Annotated in this window: 11 protein-coding genes (1 of these 11 cut by a window edge); 6 read left to right on the top strand and 5 right to left on the bottom strand. The window is 64.5% G+C overall.

Annotated features, from left to right (window positions below):
* From M2337_RS04460 to prfA, 3 genes are all read right to left on the bottom strand, one after another.
* On the bottom strand, nucleotides 1-556 hold the 5' portion of the coding sequence (locus tag M2337_RS04460) for a DUF4167 domain-containing protein (RefSeq protein WP_264571837.1). Its footprint begins 230 nt before the window's first position; 556 of the gene's 786 nt are visible here — the first part of the coding sequence; the start codon lies at nucleotides 554-556; its stop codon lies off the left edge, out of view.
* Between the two features lie 273 nt (nucleotides 557-829).
* A complete protein-coding gene (gene prmC, locus M2337_RS04455) occupies nucleotides 830-1,657 on the bottom strand; it encodes a peptide chain release factor N(5)-glutamine methyltransferase (RefSeq protein ID WP_264571836.1) in 828 nt (275 codons plus the stop codon).
* An 82-nt stretch (nucleotides 1,658-1,739) separates the two neighbouring features.
* Complete coding sequence (prfA, locus tag M2337_RS04450; protein WP_181558434.1) at nucleotides 1,740-2,819, bottom strand: peptide chain release factor 1; 1,080 nt, start codon at nucleotides 2,817-2,819, stop codon at nucleotides 1,740-1,742.
* 65 nt (nucleotides 2,820-2,884) lie between these two features.
* On the opposite strand from prfA, the gene M2337_RS04445 reads away from it, so the two are divergent.
* Nucleotides 2,885-3,205 (top strand): GIY-YIG nuclease family protein, encoded by a 321-nt coding sequence (locus tag M2337_RS04445; RefSeq protein WP_264571835.1) that lies wholly within the window; start codon nucleotides 2,885-2,887, stop codon nucleotides 3,203-3,205.
* A 41-nt stretch (nucleotides 3,206-3,246) separates the two neighbouring features.
* Here the strand turns inward: M2337_RS04445 and hisS are convergent, their stop codons facing one another.
* Nucleotides 3,247-4,482: a histidine--tRNA ligase gene (gene hisS / locus M2337_RS04440; RefSeq protein WP_181558432.1), complete on the bottom strand. Its 1,236-nt coding sequence runs from the start codon at nucleotides 4,480-4,482 to the stop codon at nucleotides 3,247-3,249.
* A gap of 95 nt (nucleotides 4,483-4,577) precedes the next feature.
* Here hisS and M2337_RS04435 point away from each other — a divergent pair, with 95 nt between their 5' ends.
* The 4 genes from M2337_RS04435 (at nucleotide 4,578) to ppa (ending at nucleotide 9,188) form a co-directional block, all read left to right on the top strand.
* On the top strand, nucleotides 4,578-4,985 hold the full coding sequence (locus M2337_RS04435; RefSeq protein ID WP_181558431.1) for a GFA family protein: 408 nt from the start codon (nucleotides 4,578-4,580) through the stop codon (nucleotides 4,983-4,985).
* 124 nt (nucleotides 4,986-5,109) lie between these two features.
* Entirely contained in the window at nucleotides 5,110-6,573 is a 1,464-nt protein-coding gene (locus tag M2337_RS04430) for a carotenoid oxygenase family protein (RefSeq protein WP_264571834.1), read from the top strand.
* 88 nt (nucleotides 6,574-6,661) lie between these two features.
* On the top strand, nucleotides 6,662-8,617 hold the full coding sequence (locus M2337_RS04425) for a M61 family metallopeptidase (RefSeq protein ID WP_264571833.1): 1,956 nt from the start codon (nucleotides 6,662-6,664) through the stop codon (nucleotides 8,615-8,617).
* Nucleotides 8,618-8,636: 19 nt separating this feature from the next.
* The gene (gene ppa, locus M2337_RS04420) at nucleotides 8,637-9,188 is read left to right on the top strand and encodes an inorganic diphosphatase (protein ID WP_181558429.1); all 552 of its coding nucleotides are present in this window, start codon (nucleotides 8,637-8,639) and stop codon (nucleotides 9,186-9,188) included.
* Nucleotides 9,189-9,283: 95 nt separating this feature from the next.
* Here ppa and M2337_RS04415 read toward each other — a convergent pair whose 3' ends face one another.
* Nucleotides 9,284-9,703 carry a hypothetical protein gene (locus M2337_RS04415; RefSeq protein ID WP_264572352.1) on the bottom strand — a complete coding sequence of 140 codons (420 nt, stop codon included), beginning with the start codon at nucleotides 9,701-9,703 and terminating at the stop codon, nucleotides 9,284-9,286.
* A 156-nt stretch (nucleotides 9,704-9,859) separates the two neighbouring features.
* On the opposite strand from M2337_RS04415, the gene gyrB reads away from it, so the two are divergent.
* Entirely contained in the window at nucleotides 9,860-12,394 is a 2,535-nt protein-coding gene (gene gyrB / locus M2337_RS04410; RefSeq protein ID WP_264571832.1) for a DNA topoisomerase (ATP-hydrolyzing) subunit B, read from the top strand.
* Nucleotides 12,395-12,406 lie beyond the last annotated feature (12 nt).

The following is a 12,406-nucleotide window of genomic DNA, read 5'->3' as shown; positions in this document are numbered from 1 at the left end:
TACGTTCAGGGCGCTCGGCACGTTCCGGGCGTTCAGCACGCTCGGGCCGCTCTGCCCGTTCCGCACGCTCGCCCTGGTCCTGACGCGGCTCCTGCCGTGCCGGGCGATCCTGACCGTCCCGGTCCCGCCCACGATCCCGGCGCGGGCGCTCGTCCTGATTACGATTGTCCTGCTGACGGAAGTCCTGATGCCGCGGCGCGAACTCGTCGCCATCGTCGCTGCCGTCGATCAGCTCGTCATTGTCGAAGCTGTTGTCCTGATCGCCATCGTCGTTGCGACGGAAGCGGCCCTGCTGCTCCTCCTGCCGCGCACGGTTGTCGGCGAGGACGCGAAAATAGTGATCGGCGAACTGCAGATAATATTCCGCGTTCACCCGATCGCCGGACATTTGGGCGTCGCGCGCCAGATTGCGATATTTTTCGAGAAGCTGAGGCGCATTGCCCCGTGCGCGGCTGTCGATCCGGTTGCCCGAATCGCCGTTACCGCGATTGCCTCCGCCCCCTTGGCGCGGGTTATTCCGACCGCGACGGCGACCGGCCTGACGATTATTGATCAAAGGTTCGTCCCTATGCTCTCGACTAAAACCCGGCGTTCCCGATCAATGGCCCCAAGCGCTATACAACACATCGTTGGCGGAACGGTTTTGACACCGCTCTCGCCCCGCGCTTCGGCCAACGGCTCCAATTCCAGAACGCCGCCAAAACTGTGGGAGCAGACCACTCACGCAAGCGCTTCGCGCGTTTGCAACAGTGGTCCTGAAACTGGCAGATAGTCGTTCCCGTGCATCAAACCAAGCGAAAATCGTTGGGAGCCGTGAAAAAGCGCAGCCCTATGCCCTGGTGAGCACCAGCGCCCGCGCCCGCCCGGCCAGATCGCGGCGCACCGCGACATGGAAGCCGGCTTCCCGAAACAGTGCGCCGGCCGTCTCCTCTTGGTCGAAACCGATCTCGAAGATCGCTGCGCCCCCTGCGGCGAGGCGGTCGCCCGTCTGCGCGGCAAGCCGCCGATAATCGTCCAGCCCGTCGGCTCCCGCGAACAGGGCGCTGGCTGGCTCATGATCGCGCACCTGCCGGGGCAGCATGGCGGACGTGCTGATATAAGGCGGGTTGCAGAGGATAAGATTGAAGCGCTCGTCGATCCCCTCGGCCCAGTCCCCCGCGCGGATCTCCGCCCGCGCCTCCATCCCGCAAAGCCGGACATTCGCCCGTGCGATCTCGATCGCGGCCGCACAGGCGTCGATGCCCACACCGCTCGCCTCCCGCCAGACATCCAGCGCCGCCAGAAGCAGCGCACCCGAGCCGGTGCCGAGATCAAGAATGCGACCCGGCGCCCGCCTCCCCTCGAACTGCGCGATCGCTGCCTCGATCAGGGTCTCGCTGTCCGGTCGCGGCACGAGCACGCCCGGCGCGACCTTCAGGGTCAGCGTCCAGAAATCCCGCGTGCCGGTAATGTAGGCGATCGGCTCATGCGCCAGCCGCCGGGCGAGCAGCGCATCGGCGCCCTCGGGGCAGGAGAGCCGGGGCAGGGCGAGGATCATCTCCTCGCGGCTCATCGCCAGCGCGTGCGCGGCAAGCAGTTCAGCATCGAGCCGGGGCGTATCGCTGACCCCGCCCAGAGCGGTCGTGGCGGCCCGCAGCCAATCGCCCAGCCCGCTCACAAGCTCGTGCTCCTGCGAAGGCAGGAGCCCAGGGCAAAGCAGCCCCCCGCTCCCGGCTTCATGGTCGACACACCCCCGCCGCTCACGCCGCCATGTCGAGCTGTGCCAGCCGCGCGGCCTCATCCTCAGCGATCAGCGCGGCGATCACCTCGTCCAGCCCGGGGCCTTCGAGAATTTCCGGCAGGCGATGCAGGGTCAGGTTGATGCGGTGATCGGTCACGCGGCCCTGCGGGAAATTATAGGTGCGGATACGCTCCGAGCGGTCGCCCGAGCCGACCATCGCCTTGCGGGCGCCGGCATGTTCGGCCTGCGTCCGCTCGCGCTCGGCTTCATAGAGGCGTGTGCGCAGCACCTTCATGGCCTTCGCCTTGTTCTTGTGCTGGGACTTCTCGTCCTGCTGCGTCACGACGAGACCGGTCGGCAGATGGGTGATGCGCACGGCGCTGTCGGTCGTGTTCACATGCTGCCCGCCCGAGCCGGACGAGCGATAGACGTCGATCCGCAGGTCCGTCGCCTCATTGATCTGCACGTCGACATCCTCGGCCTCGGGCAGCACGGCCACGGTCGCCGCCGAGGTGTGGATGCGCCCGCCGCTCTCCGTTACCGGCACGCGCTGTACGCGATGGACGCCGCTCTCGAACTTCATGCGCGCGAACACGCCAGTGCCGGTCACGCTGGCGATCACTTCCTTGAAGCCGCCCGCCTCGGACGCGCTGGCCGAGATGATCTCGACCCGCCAGCCCTGCGTCTCGGCATAGCGCTGATACATGCGGAACAGATCGCCGGCGAACAGCGCAGCCTCATCGCCGCCGGTGCCGGCGCGAATCTCCAGCATCGCCGGGCGGGCATCCGCCGCATCCTTGGGGAGCAGCGCCACGGCCAGCGCATGTTCGGCCTGCGGGAGCCGCGCGCGCAGGCTCTCCAGTTCCTCCTGCGCCATCGCCTTCATTTCGGGATCGGCAAGCATCGCCTCCAGCTCGCCCTGCTCGGCGCGCAAATCCACCACCGCTCGCGCGGCCTGCACCACCGGCTCCAACTCGGCATAATCCTTGGACAGCCGCACGAACTCCGCCGGATCAAGATCCGGCCGCGCCATCTGCGCCTGCACCTCATCCTGCCGCCGGAGGATCGCAGCGATGCGATCGGGGGAGATGGTGGTCATGCCTGCGCCCTGCCCCCGTCATGCTGAACTTGTTTCAGCATCCATGGCACGGCAATGATGGGGGCATGCGACGTCGCAATCCGTGCACCTATATTCTCGCCAGCCAGAAACGCGGAACCTTGTATGTCGGCGTGACGTCCGATCTCCCCGCCCGCATTGGGCAGCACCGGTCCGCCGAGTGTCCGGGTTTCACCTCGCGCTACCGCGTTTACCGCCTCGTCCATGCCGAGTTCTTCGAGACCATGGACGGGGCGATCAGCCGCGAAAAGCAACTCAAGCGCTGGCATCGCGCCTGGAAGATCAACCTCATTGAAGCGAACAATCCCGACTGGGCCGACCTCGCCGTGACGTGGGGACTGGCCGAGCCGCTGCTCCATGGACCCTGAAACAAGTTCAGGGTGACGGGAGAAAGGAGCAGTGCAACCAATCATCCGATGGACCTGATCATCGCTTCGGCACGCGCTGCTGTATCGCTGCCGTCTCCGCGCACATTGAGATAAATCGCACCGTCGCGCGTCCCGAGGGATATAAGGGCATGCGCGTCGATCTTCGCCGCCTTGTCAAAGCGTTTGCGAGCCGAGCCCGTCGCTACGAGGTCAGCGGAGTGTCCAGCCTGGCGCAAAGCCGTGAGGCCGCGCATGGCCAGGCTCAGCAGACCATCATCCTCCAGAGCGATGACGGCATCCAGCTTCTGCGAGCCACTGTCACCCAGCAGCATCCCCAGCCGCTCAATCCCCGCCGCCCAACCGACCGCCGGGGTCGCCGGCCCGCCCAGCGTCTCGATCAGCCCGTCATAGCGTCCACCGCCGAGCACCGTCCCCTGCGCGCCCAGCCGATCCGTGACGAACTCGAACGCGGTGTGCCGATAATAATCCAGCCCGCGCACCAGCCGGGCATTGCGGGTCCACGCCACGCCGGCCGCCTTCAGCCCGTCGGTCACCTTCTCGAAGAAGGCCTGCGCCTCCTCGGTCAGATAGGCGTCGATATCCGGCGCGTCCGCCACGACCGCCTGATCGCGCGGGTCCTTGCTGTCGAGGATGCGCATCGGGTTCTTTTCGAGCCGGGTCAGACTGTCTTCGCTCAGGCTCGCCTTGTGCCCCTCGAAATGCGCAACCAGCGCCGCGCGCCACGCATCGCGGCTCGCGGCATCGCCCAACGTGTTGAGCGTCAGCGTCACGCCCTCGCTGATGCCCAGCTCCTTGAGCAACTGATCGGCGAAGATCAGCAGTTCGGCATCGGCCAGCGGCTCGGCCGCGCCGATGATCTCGGCATCGATCTGGTGGAACTGGCGATAGCGTCCCTTTTGCGGCCGCTCATAGCGGAACAGCGGCCCGTGCGTCGCAACCTTGAGCGGCGCATATTGCTGCCAGCCCTCGGTGATATAGGCCCGCGCGATGCCGGCGGTGAACTCCGGGCGCAGCGTGAGCGAATCCCCGCCGCGATCCTCGAAGCTGTACATCTCCTTGGAGACGACATCGGTGGTTTCGCCCAGCGAGCGGGAGAAGACCGCCGTTTGCTCGAATACCGGCACCTCGATCCGCCGGAAGCCATAGAGCTTGCGGACTTTCTCGAATGTTTCGACCACATGTGCGAAGCGGTCCGCGCTGTCGCCGATCATATCCTGAGTGCCGCGAACGGGCCGGGGTGTCTCGATTTTCGCCATGGCCGCGCCTCTAGCGGGAATCGCGCTTTAAGGAAACCGGCTTGCAAGGGCAGCTTGTTCTCTTTATGTTCCTTCGTGAGCTTGAGGAGACGATGATGAGCGACAGCTTCGAAGGCGGTTGTCAATGCGGCGCGGTGCGTTACCGGGCAACAGGAACGCCCGAGCATGTGGCGCTCTGCCATTGCGCGGACTGCCGCAAATCGTCCGGCGCGCCGATGGTGCTCTGGGCCGCCTTTGCCGAGAAAGCGGTGACGGTGCTGAATGGCAATGTCAGCGATTATCATTCCTCCCCGTCCGTGACCCGGAGCTTCTGCCCCGTCTGCGGCACGGGCGTGTTCTTCACAAATCCGGAGGCGCTGCCCGGGCTGATCGACATCCAGGCCGCCACGTTCGACGATCCCGAGGCGCTGCCGCCGCAAGTGCAGATCCAGACCGCCGAGCGGCCGCACTGGATGACCACGCTCGATGCCCTGCCGAGCTTCGAGCGCTTTCCCGGCGAATAAGGTTCGCCCCGTCCGTTTCCTCCGAAGCGCGCGACGAGGCTGAGGGTTTGACACGGATCAACGCCGCCCCTGTCGAAAGCGGCCATTCACTCGACTTGTTGAGAGATCAATCAAGGAGAGTCGGATGGCCCACTACCCCAATACGCCCGGCATGACAGGCGTGCTGCGCCCGTTGCGCATCGAAGGCGACATTCTGGATATGGAAGTCGAGGGAGAAATCCCCGCGCAACTCAATGGCACCTTCCATCGCGTCCACCCCGATGCGCAATTCCCGCCGATGTTCGAGAACGATCAGTTCTTCAATGGCGACGGCATGGTCAGCCTGTTCCACTTTCATGATGGCAAGGTCGATTTCCGCCAGCGCTACGCCCAGACCGACAAGTGGAAGGCCGAGCGGGCCGCCGGCAAGTCGCTGTTCGGCATGTATCGCAATCCGCTGACCGATGACGAGAGCGTCAAGGGCATGATCCGCGGCACGGCCAACACCAACGTCATGGTCCACGCTGGCAAGCTCTATGCAATGAAGGAGGACAGCCCCTGCCTCATCATGGATCCGCTCAGCCTGGAAACCGAGGGCTACACGAATTTTGACGGCAAGATCAAAAACCAGACCTTCTCCGGCCACGGCAAGATCGACCCCGTCACCGGCAATTTCTGCAACCATGGCTATGCCGCGACCGGCGTGCTGACCGACGATGTCAGCTATTTCGAGATCGACCCGCAGGGCAATGTGCTGTTCGAGACCTTCTTCAAGGTCCCTTATTATTGCATGATGCACGACTTCGGCCTGACGCAGGATTACGTAATCTTCCACATCGTGCCGATCACCGGCAATTGGGATCGGCTGAAGGCCGGCAAGCCGCATTTCGGCTTCGACAAGACGCTCCCGGTCTACCTCGGCGTGCTGAAGCGCGGCGCTAACGGCTCCGACATTCGCTGGTTCAAGCGCGACAACTGTTTCGCCAGCCATGTCATGAACGCCTATCAGGATGGCACCAAGATTCACTTCGACACCTGCGAGGCGAAAGGGAACAGCTTCCCCTTCTTCCCGGATATCCATGACGACAGCTTCGATCCGGTCGCGGCGCGCCCCTTCCTGACCCGCTGGACGGTCGACCTGGCCTCCAACGGTGAAGAATTCGCGAGCATCGAGAAGCTCACCGACTGGATCGACGAATTTCCCCGCATCGACGAGCGCTTCGTCGGCCAGCCCTATCGCCACGGCTGGGGCCTGGTGATGGACCCGGACATGCCGATGGACTTCCTCCGTGGTCGCGCCAGCGGCTTCAAGATGAACAAGATCGGCCATTGGGATCTCGTCGCACGCACCGAGGATTGCTGGTGGGCGGGTCCGGAATCGATCATCCAGGAGCCCTGCTTCGTGCCGCGCTCGGCCGATGCGCCGGAGGGCGATGGCTACATCATCGCGCTCGTGGACAATCTCATCACCAACTATTCCGACCTGGTGGTGCTCGACGCGCTCAACCTGCCCGCGGGGCCGATCGCCCGCGCCAAGCTGCCCATTCGCATCCGCTCCGGCCTGCATGGCAATTGGGCAGACGCCAGCAAGCTGCCGCGCGCAGCCTGAGGGCCGAGCATAGGATATAGACCGAGGGGGTGGACGCCTTGCCACCCCCTTGTCATGCTGGTCGCATCTATTTTCCCGGAGTGCCATGATGCGCCGTTGCCTTCTGCCTGCCCTTCTTCTGCTGACCCTGCCCGCAAGCGCACTTTTCGCGCAGGATGCCGCCGCGCCGCCCCTGCGCTCCGCTCCCGCTGCGCTGCCGATCCTGAGCACCGTGCCGCAAGCGCGGGACATCGCCTGGACCAGCGGCACGCTCAAGCTGGAGGTGGATGCGACCGATGTGGACCGGCGCATCATCACCATCCGCGAGACCATCCCCATGTCGACCGGTGGTCCGCTGACCCTGCTCCTGCCGGAATGGCTGCCGGGCCACCACGCCCCACGCGGGCAGATCGAGAAGATCGCGGGCCTGAGCTTCACCACGGCGGCCGGCCGGCCGTTGCGCTGGAAGCGCGACCCGCTCAACGTCTACGCCTTTCACCTCTCCGTGCCGGACGGGGCAGGCGCCGTGATCGCCAATTTCCAGTTTCTGGCGCCCACCGCGGGCAATCAGGGCCGGATCGTGATGACGGACTCGCTGCTCAACCTGCAGTGGGACAGCGTCTCGCTTTATCCGGCCGGCTTCTACACCCGCCGCATCCCGATTCAGGCCAGCGTGACGCTACCGGAAGGCTGGAGCGCGGCGACTGCGCTGGCCAGTGAGCGCGACGGCAAGACGGTCCGCTACGAGGAGACCGATTACGAAACGTTGGTCGATTCGCCGATCTTCGCAGGGCTCCACAGCCGCGAGATCGCGCTGGCGCCGGACGTGCGGCTGAGCGTCTTTGCCGATACGCCGGAAGAGCTCAAAGCCACCGAGCCGCAGATCAACCTGCATCGCCGCCTTGTCGATGAGGCGGTCGCGCTGTTCGGCGCGCGCCATTATGATCGCTATAATTTCCTGCTCTCCATCTCGGACAAGCTGGGCGGCATCGGCCTGGAGCATCACCGGCTCAGCGAAAATGGCGTCTCGCTGGGCTACTTCACGCAATGGGAGGCTGCGCTGGGCGACCGCGACCTGCTCGCGCACGAATTCACCCATAGCTGGAACGGCAAATATCGCCGCCCGGAGATGCTCTGGACGCCCGATTTCGCCACCCCCATGCAGGATGACCTGCTCTGGGTGTATGAAGGCCAGACCCAGTTCTGGGGCTATGTGCTCTCCGCCCGCGCGGGACTGCTGAGCAAGGCCGAGACGCTCGATGCGCTGGCCGCCATCGCGGCGCGGCTCGACGCGACCAAAGGCCGCACCTGGCGCCCGGTGATCGACACCACCTACGATCCGATCATCGCGGCCCGCCGCCCCAAGGCTTGGACGAGCTGGCAGCGCCCGGAAGACTATTATAATGAAGGCTTGATGATCTGGCTGGAAGTGGATGCCATCATCCGCCGCGAAACCGCCGGCGCGCGCGGCATCGATGATTTCGCCAAGGCCTTCTTCGGCGTGAACGATCGCGACTGGGGCGTGCTGACCTACAATCGTCAGGATGTCATCGACACGCTGAACGGCGTCGTTGCTTATGATTGGGACGGGCTACTGCGCGAGCGGATAGAGCAGACCAATAGCGAGGTCACCAAGGCCGGGTTCGACCTAGGCGGCTACAAGCTGACCTACGGCCTTATCACCAACTCCACGATTCGGGCCGCCGAGACCGTGGGCAAATATGTCGACCAGAGCTTCGGCCCCGGGCTGATCGTCGGGGAAGATGGTGTCGTGCGCTCCGTCATCTGGGATAGCCCCGCCTTCAAGGCAGCCATCGCGGTCGGCGATTCGATCACGGCGGTTGGCGACACCGAGTTTTCCGCCGATGTCTTCCGCGAGGGGGTCCGGGCAACGGCCCAAAAACATCCGCTCGTCCTGACCCTGAGGCGGGACAAAAGATATCGCACGATCACGCTCGATTATTCCGGCGGCCTGCGCTATCCGCGCCTCGAAAAATCACAAGAGGGTTCAACCAGTCTCGACCGACTGCTGACAGCGCGGACCGGCGAGACTTCCGTCAATTAACCTGTGGGTGCGAAAAACCATGAACATCGATATGATTCCTGTCGGCAGCAATCCGCCGGAAAGCCTCAATGTCGTCATCGAAGTGCCGACCGGTGGCGAGCCGGTGAAATATGAGTTCGACAAGGCATCGGGCGCCCTGTTCGTCGATCGCATCCTCCACACGCCGATGCGCTACCCCGCAAATTACGGTTTCGTTCCGCACACGCTCTCGCCCGATGGCGATCCGCTCGATGCGCTGGTCGTGGCCCGCTCGCCCTTCATCCCGGGCTCGGTGGTGCGCGCCCGCCCCATCGCCGTCCTCAACCTAGAGGATGAGCATGGCGGTGACGAAAAGCTGCTCTGCGTCCCCGACGACGCGACCTTCCCTTATTACGCCAATGTGACCGAGAAGGAGCATCTTCCCGACATCGTGTTCAAGCAGGTCGAGCACTTCTTCACGCACTATAAGGATCTCGAGGCCGAGAAGTGGGTGCGTGTCGGCACATGGGGCAACAGCGCGGAAGCCCGCCAGATCACGCTGGAAGCCATTGAGCGCTACCAGCAGAACAAGGCCGCGAAGAGCGCCGCCTGATCGTTTGGCCCGCTGCACGGGCCCCGCAGATACAAAAAGAGGCTCCCAGCGCACCGCCGGGAGCCTCTTTTTTATGAGATTATGTCGGAATGAGTTCAGCTCGCGGTCTTCACCTTCTCATAGGGAACGAACTTGCCCAGGCTGACGAACCCGCGCGGGAAGTGCCCGGCGCGATCCACCAGCTGTACGATATCGACATCGCACAGCTGCGAGCTGCTCGTCTTGGTGACGAGAATATCGTCATCGTCGAGAGACGAGGCGCCGCTCACCGGCCGGTTGACGTAGAGCTTGCCGCCGACCTCATAGATGATCGCCGTCTTGTCGATGATCTGCGTCGAGCGCACGCTGCTCAGGCTGATGCACCGGACCGGTTCTCCCGCGGTGCGCCCTTCCAGCGCCTTGGCGAGCTTGGCGTCAGCCTTGGCCTGCGCCTCTGCTGCGCGAGTCGATTGGGCAGCGGCGGGCACCGTAGCGACCATCGCGACCCCGATAATGCCTGTGAACAGGCGAGACATGAAACGCATCCTGCGTCCTTTCCGGTTTCCCATTTCCCGCGCCCGATTACCGCTCTACCCCCTTCTGCCTGAATGGGCCATGAGCGCCCCTTTCCGCACGGTGAAAAAACAGCATTTCGCTTCCGTTCGTCGCCCCCTTTTCCTATAGGCTGGGGCATGACGGACAATAGCAATACGACCCCCGCTCAGAACGCAAATGATTATGGTGCCGACAGCATCAAGGTGCTGAAGGGCCTGGATGCCGTGCGCAAGCGCCCCGGCATGTACATCGGCGATACCGATGACGGCTCCGGCCTGCACCACATGGTCTTCGAGGTGAGCGACAACGCCATTGACGAGGCGCTGGCCGGACATTGCGATCTGGTGCTGATCGAGCTGAACCCGGACGGCTCCGTTTCGGTCGAGGATAATGGTCGCGGCATCCCGACGGACATTCACCGCGAGGAAGGCGTTTCGGCGGCCGAGGTCATCATGACCCAGCTCCACGCCGGCGGAAAGTTCGAGAACACCTCCGACGACAATGCCTATAAGGTGTCCGGCGGTCTGCACGGCGTCGGCGTCTCGGTGGTCAATGCGCTGTCCGAGTGGCTGGAGCTGACCGTGTGGCGCGAGGGCAAGGAGCACTGGATGCGCTTCCGCTATGGTGATGCGGAAGGCCCGCTCGTGGTGCGCGGCGATGCGCCCGTGGTCGACGGCAAGCCCAAAAAGGGCACGCGCGTCACCTTCCTCGCCTCAACCGACACGTTCAAGAACGTCACCGAGTTCGATTTCGACAAGCTGGAGCATCGCTATCGCGAACTGGCTTTCCTCAACTCCGGCGTGCGCATCCTGCTGCGCGACAAGCGCCATGAAGAGGTGAAGGAGCACGACCTGTTCTACGAGGGCGGCATCGCGGCCTTCGTGAAATATCTCGATCGCAACAAGAACGCGCTGATGCCCGACCCCATCGCCATCTCGGCGGACCGGGACGGCATCGGCATCGATGTCGCGCTGGAGTGGAACGACAGCTATTATGAGAACGTCCTCTGCTTTACCAACAACATCCCGCAGCGGGACGGCGGCACCCATCTGGCCGCCTTCCGCGCCGCGCTGACGCGCACGCTCAACAGCTATGGCGACAAGTCCGGCCTGCTCAAGAAAGAGAAGGTCAGCCTTACCGGTGAGGACATGCGCGAGGGGCTGACCGCCATCGTTTCGGTCAAGCTGCCCGATCCCAAGTTCAGCAGCCAGACCAAGGACAAGCTGGTCTCCTCCGAGGTGCGCCAGCCGCTTGAAAGCCTGATGGCCGACAAGATGCAGGAGTGGCTGGAGGAAAATCCCGGCCACGCCAAGTCGATCATCCAGAAGGTGGTCGATGCCGCCGCCGCGCGCGAGGCCGCCAAGAAGGCCCGCGAACTGACGCGCCGCAAGGGCGTGATGGACATCGCCTCCCTGCCCGGCAAGCTCGCCGACTGTCAGGAGCGCGATCCTGCCAAATCCGAGCTGTTCCTCGTCGAGGGCGATTCGGCCGGTGGCTCGGCCAAGCAGGGCCGCGACCGGCATTTCCAGGCGATCTTGCCCCTGCGCGGCAAGATCCTCAATGTCGAGCGGGCCCGGTTCGACCGGATGCTGGCCTCGCGCGAGATCGGCACGCTCATCCAGGCGATGGGCACCGGCATTCGCGACGACTTCAATCTGGAGAAGCTGCGCTACCACAAGATCGTCATCATGACGGACGCTGACGTGGACGGCGCCCACATCCGCACGCTGCTGCTGACCTTCTTCTATCGGCAGATGCCGCAGATCATCGAGGCCGGCCATCTCTACATCGCCCAGCCGCCGCTCTACAAAGCCACGCGCGGGCGCAGCGAGGTCTATCTCAAGGACGAAGCCGCGCTCGACCAGTATTTGGTCGACAATGGCGTCGACACGCTGGTGCTGGAGACGGAAACCGGCACCCGCTCAGGCCAAGATTTGCGCGACCTCATCGACCATGCCCGGCGCAGCCGCGCGCTGATGCGCTATGTGCCGCGTCGCTATGACGGTGCGATCGTCGAGGCGCTGGCGCTGGCCGGCGCGCTGGCCTTCGATCTCTCCGACGATGCCCGCGCGCAGGCGCTCGCCCGCGCGGCGGAATGGCTGGACCGCACCGACGAGGAAGGCCGCTGGACCGGCCGCCTCTCGGCCGAGGGCGGCTATCATCTCGAGCGGCTGGTGCGCGGCGTGACCGATCACCACATCATCGAGCCGGCCTTCCTCAATTCCGCCGAAGCCCGCAAGCTGGACACGCTGACCAAGGAGCAGGCGAGCCTCTACGCCAGCCCAAGCCATCTGCTCGCCGCACGCGCGGCCGCCGCGCAGGCGCAGGCCGAGAGCGAGACGGAAGACAGCGACGGCGAAGAGACCGCCCTGCCCGCCGCCACGCAGGCGCGCGGCGTGCGGATCACCCGCCCGTCCGAGCTGCTCGACGCGGTGCTGGCCGCCGGCCGCAAGGGCCTCTCGATCCAGCGCTACAAGGGCCTTGGCGAGATGAACGCCGACCAGCTGTGGGAAACCACGCTCGACCCAAATGTGCGCTCGATGCTCCGCGTGGAGATCGAGCAGGCGGACGTCGCCGACGAAATCTTCACCCGCCTGATGGGCGACATCGTCGAGCCACGCCGCGAGTTCATCCAGGACAACGCCCTCAACGTCGCCAATCTCGACGTTTGAGGGATCCTCACT

It is taken from the genome of Sphingobium sp. B2D3A, assembly GCF_025961795.1.
Lineage (GTDB): Bacteria > Pseudomonadota > Alphaproteobacteria > Sphingomonadales > Sphingomonadaceae > Sphingobium.
Note: the sequence above shows the minus strand (reverse complement) of the source record. Positions and strands in the feature narration are given on the sequence as shown.